This window comes from Reichenbachiella sp., assembly GCF_033344935.1.
In the GTDB taxonomy this organism is placed as follows: Bacteria; Bacteroidota; Bacteroidia; order Cytophagales; family Cyclobacteriaceae; genus Reichenbachiella.
The window spans coordinates 1,076,984-1,092,624 of sequence record NZ_JAWPMM010000001.1; the positions used below are offsets into that span (position 1 = coordinate 1,076,984).

17 protein-coding genes and 1 tRNA gene are annotated in these 15,641 nt (G+C 39.2%); 8 read left to right on the forward strand and 10 right to left on the reverse strand.

What is annotated here, in order from left to right:
- Positions 1-26: 26 nt before the first annotated feature.
- Positions 27-443 carry a VOC family protein gene (locus R8N23_RS04660; RefSeq protein WP_318170402.1) on the reverse strand — a complete coding sequence of 139 codons (417 nt, stop codon included), beginning with the start codon at positions 441-443 and terminating at the stop codon, positions 27-29.
- Positions 444-658: 215 nt separating this feature from the next.
- Between R8N23_RS04660 and nqrF the strand changes: the two genes are divergently transcribed.
- Both nqrF and R8N23_RS04670 read left to right on the forward strand, forming a co-directional pair.
- Positions 659-1,963 carry an NADH:ubiquinone reductase (Na(+)-transporting) subunit F gene (gene nqrF, locus R8N23_RS04665; protein WP_318170403.1) on the forward strand — a complete coding sequence of 435 codons (1,305 nt, stop codon included), beginning with the start codon at positions 659-661 and terminating at the stop codon, positions 1,961-1,963.
- A 104-nt stretch (positions 1,964-2,067) separates the two neighbouring features.
- Complete coding sequence (locus tag R8N23_RS04670; RefSeq protein ID WP_318170404.1) at positions 2,068-3,222, forward strand: formimidoylglutamase; 1,155 nt, start codon at positions 2,068-2,070, stop codon at positions 3,220-3,222.
- On the opposite strand, the gene R8N23_RS04675 is transcribed toward R8N23_RS04670, so the two are convergent.
- The 4 genes from R8N23_RS04675 to R8N23_RS04690 form a co-directional block, all read right to left on the reverse strand.
- A complete protein-coding gene (locus tag R8N23_RS04675) occupies positions 3,219-3,404 on the reverse strand; it encodes a PspC domain-containing protein (RefSeq protein WP_318170405.1) in 186 nt (61 codons plus the stop codon). The genes R8N23_RS04670 and R8N23_RS04675 overlap by 4 nt on opposite strands.
- Positions 3,405-3,478: 74 nt before the next feature.
- Complete coding sequence (locus R8N23_RS04680) at positions 3,479-3,679, reverse strand: hypothetical protein (RefSeq protein WP_318170406.1); 201 nt, start codon at positions 3,677-3,679, stop codon at positions 3,479-3,481.
- Between the two features lie 182 nt (positions 3,680-3,861).
- A complete protein-coding gene (locus R8N23_RS04685) occupies positions 3,862-5,100 on the reverse strand; it encodes a dipeptidase (RefSeq protein ID WP_318170407.1) in 1,239 nt (412 codons plus the stop codon).
- 90 nt (positions 5,101-5,190) lie between these two features.
- On the reverse strand, positions 5,191-7,068 hold the full coding sequence (locus tag R8N23_RS04690; protein ID WP_318170408.1) for an ABC-F family ATP-binding cassette domain-containing protein: 1,878 nt from the start codon (positions 7,066-7,068) through the stop codon (positions 5,191-5,193).
- A 194-nt stretch (positions 7,069-7,262) separates the two neighbouring features.
- On the opposite strand from R8N23_RS04690, the gene R8N23_RS04695 reads away from it, so the two are divergent.
- Positions 7,263-7,814, forward strand: a complete 552-nt coding sequence (locus tag R8N23_RS04695) for an outer membrane beta-barrel protein (protein ID WP_318170409.1) — start codon at positions 7,263-7,265, stop codon at positions 7,812-7,814.
- A gap of 74 nt (positions 7,815-7,888) precedes the next feature.
- Here R8N23_RS04695 and R8N23_RS04700 read toward each other — a convergent pair whose 3' ends face one another.
- Positions 7,889-8,167 (reverse strand): hypothetical protein, encoded by a 279-nt coding sequence (locus R8N23_RS04700; protein ID WP_318170410.1) that lies wholly within the window; start codon positions 8,165-8,167, stop codon positions 7,889-7,891.
- A 127-nt stretch (positions 8,168-8,294) separates the two neighbouring features.
- Here R8N23_RS04700 and R8N23_RS04705 point away from each other — a divergent pair, with 127 nt between their 5' ends.
- Complete coding sequence (locus tag R8N23_RS04705; protein ID WP_318170411.1) at positions 8,295-8,915, forward strand: uridine kinase; 621 nt, start codon at positions 8,295-8,297, stop codon at positions 8,913-8,915.
- A 63-nt stretch (positions 8,916-8,978) separates the two neighbouring features.
- On the forward strand, positions 8,979-10,415 hold the full coding sequence (locus tag R8N23_RS04710; RefSeq protein ID WP_318170412.1) for a PAS domain-containing sensor histidine kinase: 1,437 nt from the start codon (positions 8,979-8,981) through the stop codon (positions 10,413-10,415).
- A 1-nt stretch (position 10,416) separates the two neighbouring features.
- Here R8N23_RS04710 and R8N23_RS04715 read toward each other — a convergent pair whose 3' ends face one another.
- From R8N23_RS04715 to R8N23_RS04725, 3 genes are all read right to left on the reverse strand, one after another.
- Positions 10,417-11,130, reverse strand: coding sequence for a YebC/PmpR family DNA-binding transcriptional regulator (locus R8N23_RS04715; RefSeq protein WP_318170413.1), 714 nt, complete (start codon positions 11,128-11,130; stop codon positions 10,417-10,419).
- Between the two features lie 86 nt (positions 11,131-11,216).
- Entirely contained in the window at positions 11,217-11,966 is a 750-nt protein-coding gene (locus R8N23_RS04720) for a hypothetical protein (protein WP_318170414.1), read from the reverse strand.
- 82 nt (positions 11,967-12,048) lie between these two features.
- Positions 12,049-13,380, reverse strand: a complete 1,332-nt coding sequence (locus R8N23_RS04725) for a saccharopine dehydrogenase family protein (protein WP_318170415.1) — start codon at positions 13,378-13,380, stop codon at positions 12,049-12,051.
- Between the two features lie 169 nt (positions 13,381-13,549).
- Here R8N23_RS04725 and cdd point away from each other — a divergent pair, with 169 nt between their 5' ends.
- The 3 genes from cdd to R8N23_RS04740 all read left to right on the forward strand — a co-directional run bounded on the left by cdd (position 13,550) and on the right by R8N23_RS04740 (position 15,507).
- Positions 13,550-14,035 (forward strand): cytidine deaminase, encoded by a 486-nt coding sequence (gene cdd, locus R8N23_RS04730; RefSeq protein WP_318170416.1) that lies wholly within the window; start codon positions 13,550-13,552, stop codon positions 14,033-14,035.
- An 87-nt stretch (positions 14,036-14,122) separates the two neighbouring features.
- Positions 14,123-14,740, forward strand: a complete 618-nt coding sequence (locus R8N23_RS04735; protein WP_318170417.1) for a hypothetical protein — start codon at positions 14,123-14,125, stop codon at positions 14,738-14,740.
- Between the two features lie 41 nt (positions 14,741-14,781).
- The gene (locus R8N23_RS04740) at positions 14,782-15,507 is read left to right on the forward strand and encodes a DUF2490 domain-containing protein (RefSeq protein ID WP_318170418.1); all 726 of its coding nucleotides are present in this window, start codon (positions 14,782-14,784) and stop codon (positions 15,505-15,507) included.
- Positions 15,508-15,555: 48 nt separating this feature from the next.
- Here R8N23_RS04740 and R8N23_RS04745 read toward each other — a convergent pair.
- Positions 15,556-15,631 (reverse strand) — tRNA-His (locus R8N23_RS04745).
- Between the last annotated feature and the right edge of the window lie 10 nt (positions 15,632-15,641).

Here is a 15,641-nt window from a genome sequence, read left to right on the forward strand (position 1 = left end):
ATTTAATAGTACAAGATACTGAATTATTACATGGTGGTCTGACCATTATATTCTTTAGTGAAGACTGAGTCAATAGGCTCCCAGAGTTCTATTTTATGGCCTTCTGGGTCCATGATCCAGGCAAACTTGCCATATTCATATTCTTCCATTTGGCCCACGATTTCCACACCTTCTTCTTTCAAAACCTTTAACAGTTCCACTAGGTTTTCTACCCGATAGTTGATCATAAACTCATTTTCAGAAGGGTCATAATAATTTGTATCCGCACCCATCGGACTCCATTGGAGGTAACCAATTTTTTTTGGGTCATTCCCTTGTCGGAATTCGAATAACGAACCATACTGATTAGTCACCAAGCCTAAATGTTTGCCGTACCATTCTCTTGCTTTTTGTGGGTCTTTACTTTTATAAAAGATGCCGCCAATACCAGTTACTCTTTTCATAATAATAGAATTTGATTTGATCAAATATACCTAGTCAGGCTAATTTCGGGCTCACCCAAAAGTATGATTTCCAATGATTTAAAATTAAAGTCGATAACAATAGAAATAATTAGGCTTTAGTGCTATTTAATTGAAGAAGGCAGGAGGATTTTTTACTATTTATTCTTTTATATTTGTGGCTGAAAATTGGAGACAGAAAATTTAATTTAAGAAAGATGTCCTTTATCATATTTACGTCAATAGTTGCTTTTACGCTCGTAATCCTTCTATTGGTTTTTATCTTGCTTTTTGCACAATCAAAATTGGTACAATCAGGTGATGTAAACCTGGTAATCAACGGGGATTCGGCTAATCCAGTAGTTGCTTCAGCGGGCTCTACCTTATTGACTACATTGAGTGCACAAAAAATATTCTTACCATCTGCATGCGGTGGTGGTGGTACATGTGCCATGTGTAAATGTACAGTGACAGACGGAGGTGGTGATGTATTGCCAACAGAAGTAGGTCACTTGAGCAGAACGGAGCAAAAGGAAAATGTTCGTCTGGCTTGTCAGGTAAAAGTGAAGCAAGACATGGATATCGAGATTCCTGAAGAGATTTTCGGTATCAAGAAGTGGGAGTGTGAAGTGATCTCCAACTATAATGTGGCCACTTTCATTAAAGCATTTATCGTAAGGTTGCCTGAAGGTGAGAACCTTGATTTCGAAGCCGGTGGATACATCCAAATCGATGTACCAAAGGTAGAAGTTGATTTCAAAGATATTGACATAGCACCAGATCCTAACGATCCTGCTGGTCCAGACAAATTCAAAGAAGATTGGGATAAATTCGGTCTTTGGGATTTGAAAATGAAAAATGACGAGGAAGTGTTCAGAGCTTACTCGATGGCCAACCACCCTGCAGAAGGCAACATCGTGATGTTGACCATTCGTATTGCCACTCCACCTTGGGACAGAGCGAAAAATGCATGGATGGATGTAAACCCAGGAATCTGTTCTTCTTATGTATTCTCTAGAAAGCCAGGAGATAAAGTAACTATTTCTGGACCTTACGGTGAATTCTTCATCAAAGAGACTGAAGCAGAAATGATCTACGTAGGTGGTGGTGCTGGTATGGCGCCGATGAGGTCTCACTTATTCCACCTATTCCACACGTTGAAGACTGGTAGAAAAGTAACTTACTGGTACGGTGGTAGATCTAAGAGAGAATTATTCTACGAAGAGGATTTCAGACAGATCGAAAGAGAATTTCCGAACTTCCAATTTGAAATTGTATTGTCTGAACCATTACCAGAAGATAATTGGGTAGAGAAAAAATCAATCGATGACAAAGAAGGTGACGGTTTTCTAGGATTTGTACACGATGCGGTGATCAATCACCAGTTGAAAGCACATGAGTCACCTGAAGATATCGAATTCTACTTCTGTGGACCTCCGATGATGAATCAGGCCGTATTGAAGATGTGCGACGATTGGGGCGTACCAGATGAGAATGTATCATTTGATGATTTCGGTGGATAATTCCAAACCAAAATCAGAAGAAAATAAACCAAAAACCCTGACGGTATCGTCAGGGTTTTTTTATGTAGTTTTGACAAAGACATCACCTTAACAATGCCTGTAGTATGGACTTGAAGCTCTATTTCGATCCTGTAGATCAAAGCCTATCCAATCGTAGATTTTCGACCGATTCTTTTATTCAATCTGTTTATCTCAACGAGGACAAATTGCCTGACATCAAACTGATGGATGTAGCTATTATAGGCTTGCTAGAAACTCGAGGAAGCGGTGCTTTGAATGATACAGGCGTAAAACTAATCCGAGAGCGACTATATGGCTTGAAGAAAGGAGAAGGCACATGCAATGTGGTGGATTTGGGCAATCTGAGAAATGGTCCTGATTTGGATGAAACTTATAAGCGAATTCAGTCTGTTTGCCATTACCTCATGTCCAAAGATATATTGCCAATATTGATTGGTGGATCACATGATTTGGACTTGGGTCAGTATCTGGCCTATCAGGAAGAGGAAAAGATGGTGAGTATTCTTAATGTAGATTCTCGCTTCGATCTGAATGACAAAACCGAGTCGGATCCGAATGAAAATCACATCCATCGTATTTTTACCCACGAGCCGAACTACTTATTCAACTATAGTCAGTTAGCCCATCAGTCTTATTTGGTGAATGCCTCTGCAACCAAAGTGCTACAGCAATTGAGTTTTAATCCCATTCGTTTAGGAGCCTTGAGAGATGACATCAAAAAAATGGAGCCATTGGTGAGGGAAGCGGATATGCTCACTTTTGATCTATCGGCTATCCAATCCATTTATTGCCCTGGAGGCAATAGGAGTGAAATATTTGGATTGACAGGTGAAGAAGCTTGCCAGATCATGTGGTATGCCGGTATGAATGATAAGTTGAGCTCAGTGGGCATCTATGAGTACAATCCTGAAAAGGAAACGGCTGAGAACCCAACGGCGATGGTGATTGCCACCATGCTTTGGTATTTTATAGAAGGATTCAAAAACAGGAAAGACGAAAAAGGGTTTCAGACCAACGACTATATGAAGTATGTCGTAACCATGGATGCTGAGCCAGAATCTATTGTGTTTTATAAAAGTAGGCTGTCAGACAAATGGTGGATGGAAGTCCCCAATGCTACGCACATTGGGATCTATGATCGACACTATATTGTGCCATGTGATTATTCGGACTATGAATTAGCTACTAAAGGAGAAGTGCCCGAGCGCTGGATTAATACCTATTCGAAAATGACTTAATAGTCAGGCATGATTAACCACAGAATCAAGTAAACGAGCATACCTGGAAATCCAACAGAACAAATCGAAAGAACTACATATCCTATTCTCACTAATGTAGGGTCCAAATCAAAATAGTTAGCAATACCGCCACATACGCCGGCTAGCATTTTGTCAGAAGATCGTGTAAGTCGTCTAGTCATAATCTTGGTGTTTGATTAGTAAGTTAAAAATGCTTTTAAAATCTTAAAAGATACTTCAATATTATTTTGAACTGCTACTTCAGCAAACTCAACAATTTGATATGAAGTTTTCCTGAGGGGTCAAATGCTGGGGTCTGCTCAATCGATTCTTGATTATCCAAATCAGCCTCAGAATCGAAACCTACTGCATTGGATTGAAACCCAATCACGATAGCCACCAATACACCCAATAAGATCAGGAGTATTTTGGAATATCTGCCATTCAATTTCTTCATTACAGTAGGTTTAAATTCTTGAGTAAAGTTTGAGTTTTTGACCTTACTTATCTTTTGGCAATCGCTGTGCCAAACTCTGTAACTATCTGTAATGCAGTGTGTTGTAAATAATTCAAATAAGAAATAAAAAAAGAGTGTCTCGAATACGGACACTCTTTGGTGTATTTGTGACCGGTTTGGTCTTAGCTCTTTCCTGCCGCTTTTAGTACAGCATCCCAAACGCGGAATACATTCTTGTAACAGATCTTTTCAATATCTTCTTCTGAGTACCCTCTGTTGAGTAATTCTTCGATCAGTTTAGGATAGTCTGCTGCAGTTTTCAATCGGTTAGGTAGTGAATTGCCTACACCATCGAAATCTGACCCCAGTCCAACATAATCTACTCCTACTAGCTTTACAACGTAATCGATGTGATCTGCAGCATCTTTTACATCCGCAAAGAAATCGTTATCTATCAGCCACTGGTTGCTGAAAGCTGTAATGGCGGAATCGCTGGCATTTGGATTTTGTGCTTTGTACTCCTTGAGTGCCATTTTAGCCGTATCATACAATTGACGTGATTTTTGTAATAAGAAAGTAGAACCAAAGTTGATTTGGATTACCCCATTCTTTTTAGCCAGCAACTTGATCATATCATCGCTCATGTTTCTTTCGAATCCAGGAGTGAATTGTCTGACCGAAGAGTGTGAGGCAATACAAGGCACATCGGTCATTTCCATTACCTGATAGAAGGTGCTATCTGAGACATGGGCAATATCAACCATGATGCCTTGGGCATTCATTTCTTTTACTACTTCTCTTCCAAAAGGACTTAGACCATTCCACTTTCTTGTAGGGTCGTAAGAAGAATCGCAGATTAGATTATTCTTCGAATGCGTCAATGTCACATATCTGATACCACGGTCATAGAAGTATTTCACATTTTCAATGTTGTCTTCTATGCCTGATCCATTTTCCATACCCATAGGAAGGGAAATTAGGCCCTTTTCAAAGTTTTGAATAGCTTCTGCTGGACTCCCAGCTAGAGCGAAATGAGCGGGGTAAGTATCAACAATTTGCTCTACCATGCTAATGAGTGAGTCAGCCAAGACTTTAGAAGCACCAGAAGTTTTTTGTAATGATGCAGGTAAATAGATCGACATAAAAGGCACATCTAATCCACCTTTTTTCGACTTGATATAGTCAAAATTACCATCGATTTCTCCTGACAAATCTGGAATTGTGCCTTTTGCCATATAACCTTCTTCTGCAAGTTTGTATGGCAAGTCGATATGGCCATCAGTAATAATAAACTTTTTGGCTAACGTTTCAGCTTGTGTTCTGATATCGGGCGTAGCCTTTGGAGTTGTGGTTTCTTTTGGCTTGTTACAACTGTATAGGAAGATGGAGGTGAGGGTGATTGTAAATAGTAATTTTCTCATCGTTTGTTATTTAAATGAGCTGGAAATTAGGCAATTATCAAGAAGAAAGAAAAAATTCTTGTTCAGTGGTCATTCAACCAAATGACCGGTTCAACTGATTTCTGATAATTCCAACCAGCGCATCTCTAATTCATCGAGTTTCTCCACGATCCGCTCTACTTCGGTAGACCATTCGGTGAGCTGAACATGATCAGTTTCTCCCGAGTTCAATAGCCCAGCTAATTCTTCTTTTCTTGCCTCCAGTTTGGGCATTTCTTTTTCAATGGATTCAAACTCCTGTTTCTCTTTGTAAGTAAGTTTCCTTTGGTTTTCGCTTTTTTGTTTCGGCTCCTCTTTAGTCGGTGAAACCGGGGCCTTAGCGCTTGTTTTAGATTTAGGAGGCTCTAAACGATAGTCAGTATAGTTGCCATGGAAATCTCGGATGGAAGGTGTTTCATCCAATACAAATAGGTGATCCACCAGCTTGTCCATAAAGTATCTGTCGTGAGACACGATCAGTAGGCAACCACCAAAATTATCTAAATAGTCTTCTAGTATATTAAGCGTGACAATATCCAGGTCATTGGTAGGTTCATCCAGAATCAGAAAATTGGGATTGGCCATCAAGACCTTCAATAGTTGTAGTCTTCTTTTCTCCCCACCGCTTAATTTCGAAATATGTGAATATTGAGATTTAGGTGGAAATAAAAATTGATTAAGCAACTGAGAAGCTGTCACTGTACTGCCGTCTTCCAATGTTATCACTTCAGCAATTTCCTGGATCGCCTCGATGACGGTTTTTCCACCATCCTCTTGAATGGTGTCCTGAGTATAATAGCCAAAAGAAGTATTAAGCCCTTTGTCGATGGTACCGGCATCAGGTGCTAATACACCGGTAAGTACGTTGAGAAAGGTAGATTTTCCAGTGCCATTTTTCCCAACGACACCTACTTTTTCACCTCGAGTAAAAATGTGAGAGAAGTTTGCAAAAATGTCTTTGTCACCAAATGACTTCGAAACCTTGTCAAGTTCCAATATTTTCTTCCCTTGTCGTTTGCCACTAATTTTGATCTCCATTTCGGACTTCCGGAGATCTACATTGGCTTTTTCTTTCGTTTCGTAGAAAGCGTCAATCCTATATTTGGCTTTAGTACCCCGTGCCTTCGGCTGGCGACGCATCCATTCTAGCTCTTTGGATAGGAGGTTTCTGGCTTTGTCTTTGGCTTGTTGTTGTACTTCTTCTCTTTCGGATTTTTTTTCTAAGAAATTACTATAGTTGCCGTTGTATTTGAAGATTTGACCCTGATCCATTTCGAGGATCATATTACATACTTTATCCAAGAAGTATCTATCGTGAGTCACCATTAGAATGGCTAGATTTTGAGAAGAAAGATACTCCTCCATCCATTCTATAATATCCAGATCCAGGTGGTTGGTTGGCTCATCGAGTATGAGAAAATCAGGCTCGTCGAGAAGTGCTTTAGCGAGTGCAATTCGCTTTTGCTGCCCTCCTGACATGTCCTTGATTGATTGATTAAGGTCATTGATGCCCAATTTCCCTAGGACTTCTTTGAGTCGATGTTCATAATCCCAGGCATTCAGACTGTCAATCTTTTCAATCAACTCCTGCATGCGCTCCTGATCTTTGTCCGATGGGTCGGGTTTTTCTATGAGTTTCCAATATTCACTGAGCACTTTTGCTTCAGGATGGTCGCCCTCAGTAATAGAATCCAGAACGGTGTTGTAGCCACTCAAATCTGGGGCTTGATCTAAGATGGAAACTTTCAAATCCCTGGCAAAGGAGACTACTCCTTCATCAGGGCTAATCTGTTTAGCCACTATATTCAGCAGCGTGGATTTACCGCATCCGTTTACACCAACCAAGGCTACCTTTTGACCTTGTTCTATCCCAAATGTAATGTTTTCAAAAAGTTGCTTGTCGTTAAAACTCTTGGTTAATTTTTCGACAGAAAGTGCAATTGGAGGCATGAAGTATGTTTTAAAAAATGCGGATACAAATATAGAAGCTATAAAGCTTAGAAAGTCGGAAATAAAATAGAACTGACAAATGGATCTCAATTATTTGAATAATTCACTATCTTGAAAAAATAATTGAGAGGTGAAAAATTCAATCATTTCTCAAAACAATAATCAGATTTATACTTAATCAAAACAAAAGAATCATGAAAAAAACATTAGCGATTATTTTATTAGCTCTTGGCGTGTCTACTGTAAGTATGGCTCAAGACTATAAGCCATTTCAGTTGTACTTTGGACTAGGCTTTGCATCTCCTGGAGCAGGAGGAGTTGGGGTATTGGTGGATTTTGAGCCATCATATAGAATAAATGATCAAATAGCAGTTGGTTTTAGACTCGAATCAGCGGCAATGGCAAAGGAAGTAACTGTCGGGGTTGATTCAGAGATATCAGCGGTCGGTTCATATACACTAAATGGCCGATATTATTTTGGCGATAGTAATTTCAGGCCATACGTTGGTGCCGGTTTCGGATTATACTCCTTGGGAACAGTGGAAGCTGATATAGATGGAGGTGATGTTGAGGCAGATTTTGGAACAAAATTTGGATTCTATCCGAGGATTGGATTTGATTTTGGTCATTTCAATATGAACTTGGATTATAACCTGATTCCAAAATATGACGAAAATGGAGCTGATGTGAAGAATAGCTATTTAGGCATCAGAATTGGCTTCTTCCTTTTTGGAGGAAAGAACTAAATCATTTCGATTAGATATTAAAAAAGGGTCAGCAACTAATTGCTGACCCTTTTTTGTTTTTATTTAAGTAATCATTATTTCTTTTTGAAAGCTGCTTCTGCTGCTCTTTTAATCTCTTCTGCGGCAGCAACTAGATGCGTCTTTATCTCTTCCCATTTGCCTTCATTTTTGTCTTTGAAGGATTGATATTCTTCGTCAAGTTTGCTCTTTTTCTTTTTGAGATCCTTGATTTTGTCTTCTACCTCATCACGAATATCATCTTTAGCACCTTTGGCTTCTAGAATCAATTCATCTATTCTTTTACCTAGTTCTTTTAATATTTTTTCTACTTGTCCTTGATGATCTGTACTCATGGTGGTAATTGTTTTAACTAAAAGTAGCTAAATATACTGAAAATCGAATCTTGCGTTTTCCATCTCACCAACTTAATTTTTGTCTAAAATTGCATATATTTTTGAATCAAGATCAATAACTAAACTCATGGCCACACCCTATATCGTTGGGATCACAGGCGGAAGCGCTTCCGGAAAAACATTGTTGCTCAATGAATTGAAAAAGTCTTTTAGTGAAGAGGAACTCTGCATTGTCTCTCAAGACAACTATTATCGTCCGAGACATGAGCAACCGGTGGATAAAAATGGTGTTCAAAACTTTGATAAACCAGAATCCATTGACCAACAAGCCTTTGCTGAAGATGTGGCTAAATTGAAGCGAGGAGAAACCGTTACACGTCAGGAATACACTTTTAACAACCCTAAGGTAGAGCCCAAAATGCTCACCTTTAATCCTTCCTCTATCATAGTGGTAGAAGGTATTTTTGTATTCTATCTCAAAGAAGTTGTGGCTTCTTTGGACTTGAAAGTATTCGTGGATGCCAAAGATTTCTTGATGCTAAAGCGCAGAATCCTGAGGGATGCAAAAGAAAGAGGCTATGATTTGGATGATGTGCTGTATCGCTTTGATAAGCATGTTATGCCCACCTATAAGAAATTTATCAAGCCATTTAAGCAAGATGCCGATATAATTATTCCAAATAATAACGACTCGCTAAAGAATGGTTTAGGTGTGTTGGTTGGATTTTTAAGAAGTAAAATCGATTAGTCGTTTTCGACTTGTTCTGATTCTTGCCTGAAAATGCTTATCTTTTAGTAAGATTCTCGGGTAATGCAGCAAAAATATTTAATCGCCCAACTGGAAAATACTAATGATCGGTTGTGGTCTTATGACTCTAATCTGGTCTGTACATACGTCAACCAGAACATGGCTGATGACTATGAGCGCGCCTTTGGGTATAAGCTTGAAGCTGGAATGAATGTCTTACACAATGTTCCGGAGCCTATCTATTCTATCTGGTTTGATCGCTATAAAAAGGCACTGAAAGGTGAGAAATTCACAGTAGTGGATCGATTTGAAATAGAGGGAGTACCAGAGTACGTTGAGGTTTCCTTCAATCCTGTTTTTGAAAACGGAGAAATACTCTGTGTGGCCTGTTCGTCTAAGGATATATCGGTTGGTAAACGCGCAGAAATGCGAGTTCAAGAAAGCGAGGCCAATTTATTTGCGCAGATAGAAAATACCACAGATAGTATATGGTCAGTCAGCGATCAATATGCGATTGTGACTATGAATTCCGTTTTTAAGCGAGAATTTGATAGGGTCTTTAGATGTGACCTCAAATTGGGAGATATAATTATCGATTATCTACCTGAGCCTCATCGCACCATTTGGAAGGAACGATATGATCGGGCCTTAGGAGGTGAGAAGTTTGAGATAGTGGAAACTCATGAATTTGAAGAGCCCGCAGTTCATATTTCAATTGCTTACAATCCAGTGCTTGTCGAAGAAAAAATAGTTGGGGTGGCTTGTTTTACGCGAGACATCACTGCATTGAAAACTTCCGAGGTCGAACTGAAAAACGCATTACAATCAAGAGATAAGCTATTTTCAGTAATTGCTCATGATCTTCGGGGGCCCATTGCAAACATTCTTCAGCTTACCAAATTGCTCAAGATGCAAAAGGGAGATATTGAAGTTCATCAAAATGCCCTCAATTTACTGGCTAACTCTTCATCAAGTGTTTATCGATTATTGGATAATCTGCTGAATTGGGCTTTATCACAACAAGGAGTCATTGAATTGAATCCTGAAAATTACACTTTGCGGGACTTAGTACATTCAGCAATCGAGGCGTATCAAATTAATGCTAACCTGAAGAAATTAAAGGTTAAAGTAGGAATTAATGAGGATATAAAAGTGTATGCCGACAAGTCCATTTTTAGTAGTGTAGTGGCCAATCTGTTTAATAATGCAATTAAATACACTAGCGAAGGGGGGACGATTAGTCTTGAGGCCATGCCTAACGGAGAGGCCGTGGTGGTTCAAATTAAGGACACGGGAATTGGAATGTCGCAAGAGCAGATTGAGTTGATTCTTCAAAAAAACTCGTTGAAATCTACTTTAGGAACCAAACATGAAAAGGGCACAGGATTAGGCTTAGTCCTATCCAAAGAATTTATAAAACTCAACAAGGGAAAATTTAATATCAAAAGTGAAGAGGGTAAAGGCTCCATTTTTGAATTTACCCTCCCCAAAGGCTCATGATTTAAGCCATGGTGTGAAAGACATTTTGCACGTCATCATCCTCCTCTAATTTTTCCAATAGCTTGTTTACATCTTCTTGCTGCTCTTCGCTCAGTTCTTTGGTTGTGGTAGGGATTCTTTCAAAGCCAGAAGATAAAATTTCAATGTTGTTTTCTTCAAAGTACTTCTGCAATGAACCGAAGTCTGCGAAACCTCCATATACCATCATGCCATCCTCGTCGTCAAAAACTTCCTCGGCGCCAAAGTCGATCAGTTCAAGTTCCAATTCTTCGGCATCCAAGTCCAAAGTTTCTTTATTCAACCGGAAGTTGCACTGATGCTCAAACATGAACTCAACAGAACCAGATGTACCTAAATTACCATCACATTTGGTGAAATAGCTTCTCACATTAGCCACTGTTCTATTATTGTTGTCGGTCGCGGTTTCTACCAATACGGCAATACCGTGAGGTGCGTAGCCTTCAAAGAGTGTTTCTTTGAAATCACCTTGAGCCTTGTCAGAAGCTCGTTTGATGGCGCGCTCAATATTATCCTTGGGCATATTGGCGGCTTTGGCATTTTGCATGACCGCACGAAGACGTGAGTTGGTATTTGGGTCAGGACCACCAGCTTTTACAGCTATTACAATGTCTTTTCCAATTCGCGTGAATGTCCGTGACATGGCTCCCCATCGCTTCAGTTTTCGTGCTTTTCTAAATTCAAATGCTCTTCCCATTTCGGTCTATTTTTTTACTGAAGGCAAATATATAAAAAGGGTTAAATGGAAAGTAATCTCGGCGTAATCAATGTTGAAGAGAAAGTTTAAGGAACGACTGTAGAAATGACTAGGTAGTCTGTTGAAAGACCGGTGTAAATATTTAAATCTAGTGATTCGTCATAGATATATGGATCATACTCTGACGTGGAATAGAAGGCAAAATATACTGTTTGACCGCTATGAAAATTGTTTAAATAAGGGAATGTGGAAATAGAGGATTGAATTCTTGCATCCTCATTATTAAGAGGAGTTACCCTTTCGGAAGAAACTGGTATACCGAGCTTGCCCGTGACCAAATAATTTGTTTTGGAGGGGTTAGATTCGGTATGAATAAAAAATCTAAAGTATTTTTTGTTATATCTACTGGATAGAAAATTTTTAACGTCCATTTCGAACAGAATTTGTTGAACTACAGACTCGCTGTCCAAATTGATGTTGCTAATGGTATAAATTGGAATGGAAGGCACTCGGATATGAATGCTTTCATTTTCGAGAGTAAGGTCCGTGTAGGTTACTTCGGCGTATCCTTCCTTTTCAACTTTTAAGTCAAAAGTTAAAGAGTCCTCTACCTCAAATGAAAAGGAACCATTTTTCTCTGATAAAACGTTTTGGACTGACTCTTCCTCTACAATCAATGTGACCTCAAAACCACTGTGATCATCAATTTCAAATGAGCGACCTCGTTCATCATCTGCGGACACAAATCCCTTTATGGTATAAATAGTAGGCTCAGAGTCGTTTTCTTGACAAGAAAATAGCAACAAATAAAGGAGGATAAACGGGAGTCGAATCATATCATTTTTCAGGAAAGACAATTGGCCTTTGGTCTTCCCTGAAAAATGTTTAGTACATCATGAGTGATTGTCAGCTATTTGACTATTTGATCTCACACTCCTTAAAGGTAATACCATGAGATTCAAGCTCATTGAGTACTGGCTCGTAGATATCTTTCTCTGTAGGAATATGAACGCCTTTCGGACTCATTTTTTCTTGTAGAATCAGCTGTGCTGACACAGCTAGCGGAAGCCCAACAGTCTTAGACATGGCCGTATTGATAGAATCTTCGCCTTCTATAGCCATATAAGATTGGATTTGCTTTGTTTCATTTCCCTGTAGATACACAAATTTGTGCCACATCACAATCATGTCTTTTTCATCAGGCTCGATGGTCCACTTTTTCTTCAGAATGTGTTCTAATATCTGTGCAGGAGTGCCCTTATCTAATCCAACAAGCTCGTCTTCGAACATGCCTAGCCATTTGAGTTTAAACATCTCATCAGATTCTAAATCAAGGTTTAGATAATGTGCCAATTTTAGTTCTACAGAGTCATCTGGGTTGAAGGATAGAAATGAATTGATAAATTGACGATGAGTCATATTTGATACATCATGTAGCTCGTAGGTATCATCGGTTGCGCCTAACTGGATAAAGACATCCCAAGCTTTACAAAATCCTACTCTTCTTAAAGTTCCTCGGTAGAGTGTTTTTATTCCTCTTAGTTTGTAGGCATCAAGATATTTTAGAGAATCTCTATTAGCGTATCCTTCGAAGTATCCATATTCAGGAATGTGTATCACTTCTGTTCTTCTAAATAATTTTTGATACGGGATGTATTTGTAGCGGCCTTCCTGAATAAATTTTACAAAACCTTGGCCCGCCAACACGACATTTCTTGGGTTCCATGTGAACTTGTATTCCCATGGATTATCATCATCACTTGGTGCCAATAGCCCTCCAGTAAAGGTTTCAAATGCTTGGAGCTCATGTCCTGCATTTCGAATTCTGTCCAATACTTTCATGGCAGACATGTGATCAATCCCAGGGTCAAGTCCCATTTCCATGATCAATCCGGCTCCATTTTTTTCAAACTCGCTGCTGAGGGCTTTGATCTCGTCAGTTACGTAGGAAGCTGTTAGCATGTTGATACCATGCGCGGCGCAAATTTTGGCTACATGGATGTGAAAGGAAGCCGGCATCATGGAAATCACCAAATCAAATCCTGAAGTCAATTTTTGTTGATGGGCCTCATTGAATATGTCAAATGATATAGCTTCTCCTCGCGAATTGTCTTTTATTTTTTCCTTGGCTAATTTTTCATCCAAATCTCCAACCACTACTTGCCAGTCGTTGGGTTCGGCGTGCTTAAGTAGAAATTCTATGAGGGTAGAAGAAGATCTTCCTGCACCAAGTACAAGTACTTTTTTCATTTTTAGTTGTATTATGTTTTTGGGTATTGTGCTGTTTTTGGGTCGTTGATTGGTCTAAAAAAGAAGCAAATTATTTGAATTTCATGGCCACTAACAAAACATTTACTTAAAAAAATAAGTATTAAATTGTCCATATTGCTTTAGTGCATTTAAACCCATATTTCCGACCATGGCCAAAAAGATAACTCATCAGATAGAGGCAGAATTATTGGATTATTCCGAATTAGACTCGGAACAAAAGACACTGGTTGATGAAGCGAAAGGAATGTTGGATCAAGCTTATGCGCCCTATTCCAAATTTCACGTTGGGGCAGCTGTTTTATTAGAAGGAGGAGCGGTAATCAAAGGTAGTAATCAGGAAAATGCGGCCTACCCTTCTGGATTGTGCGCCGAACGCGTAGCTATTTTTAGTGCTGGTGCCAATTATCCACAGCAAAAAATAAAAATGATTGCTATTGTCGCCAAACCTCAAGGAGCCAAAGATTTTGTTATGGCATCGTCTTGTGGCAACTGCAGGCAAGCCATGATGGAGTATGAAAGTAACCAGTCTGAACCGATTCAACTGCTCTTTGTACGTCCCAACAATGAAATACTGAAAACTACAGTGGGAGACTTATTGCCTTTTGGTTTTGACTCTAAGAGTTTAAATGGATAATGTGTGGCAACTTCACTTTCTGCATTACTTTTGAAAGATAATTTTCCATCGTACTGAAAACGATTAATTTTTGAAATTTTAAAAACCATGAAATATAAAATAGCAGTAATTGCAACTCTTTTGTTTGTTGGGTCTTGTGCGCCGAAGTTGTCTTTTACCTGGACAAAGCCAAACTATGAAACTACTAAGTATAAGAAAGTAGCCATTTTTTCAAGCGGAAGAAACTTACAGGTCGCTATGGAGTTTCAGGATACTATGGTGGAATATTTAGCTGATAAGGGAATAACGGCTGTTTCTGGCATGTCCATCCTTAATCCAATGCAGTCAGAATCGCTGAAGCCTGAGCAGATCAAAAGCACCTTACTAAAGGAAGGTGTAGATGCTGTAATATCAGTTACACTGGTTGATAAAGATAAATCTATGGAGTATGTCCAGGGCACCAACATGTATATGTATGGAGGATATGGTTTTGGAGGTTATTATGGATACAGATACGGACCAGGGTTTTATGATCCAGGATACTATTCAGAATCGACTACCTACTTGCTTGAAAACCACTTCTATGAAATAACTGAAGATGGAAATAAGGAAGATGCATTAGTTTGGGCCTCTCAGAGTGAAATTACAGATCCATCGAAGAGCATTACTAAAACTTATTCCAAAATGCTTGTAAATGCTCTTATTAGTGATGGAATTATTCAGTAAGTGCTTTCTGTTTCCTACCTGTGGCGGATGAAGGAAAAATAATGTTTCGATCTTCTGTCATATGGTTTGGGTTCTATTTTTTGACATGCTTCTTTGTACCTACTAAGGTCGAAGCGCAGGATTCTCGGGGCTCGGGTCAACTTTGGCTGGCCGGTGAAGTGAAGTATAATACGAAATCAAATTTCGTAATTAGAGGTAAACTCGAATATCAAACTGAATATGACAGCGATGACCAATGGAACAGTTGGATCATTGGATTTGGGGCAGACTATTTGTTGATTCCCAATCTAGAATTGAATGGTGTTCTGCAAGGCTTCTCTACTAATGAAAATGATACGCTGAGCAAAAGGGAACTGAGGCCTGTGTTGGGGATAAAATTCGATTTTATAAACAAGGGCAGATTTATATTTTATAACCACCTAAAATTCGAGTGGCGGCAGATATATTTAAGCACAGCTGAGTTAAACTCGGGATCTTTGCGAGTTCGTGAGCAATTGGGCATGACAATGGCATTGACACAAAAAAATCCATCCATGAACAAGTCATTGAATTTATTGATTTGGACTGAGGCCTTTTTTGTCAAAGAGGATAAAGAAAAAGAACGATTTTCAAATCGGGTGCGCCTAGTGTGTGGATTAAGTTATAGACTAAGCGATCAATGGAAAATAGCCATGACCTATTATCGACAGCGCTCACGAAATCAAATTGGAGAATCATTTGAAAGTCAGGAGAATATTTTGCGTTTAAAGGCGACTTGCTATTTGTAGTAGTAAGGCATAAAAAAAGCAGCGTTTGAATCTCAAATGCTGCTTTCTGGGTGAAAGACCGGACTCGAACCGGCGACCTCCTGAACCACAATCAGGCGTTCTAACCAACTGAACTACAATCACCATATTTGATC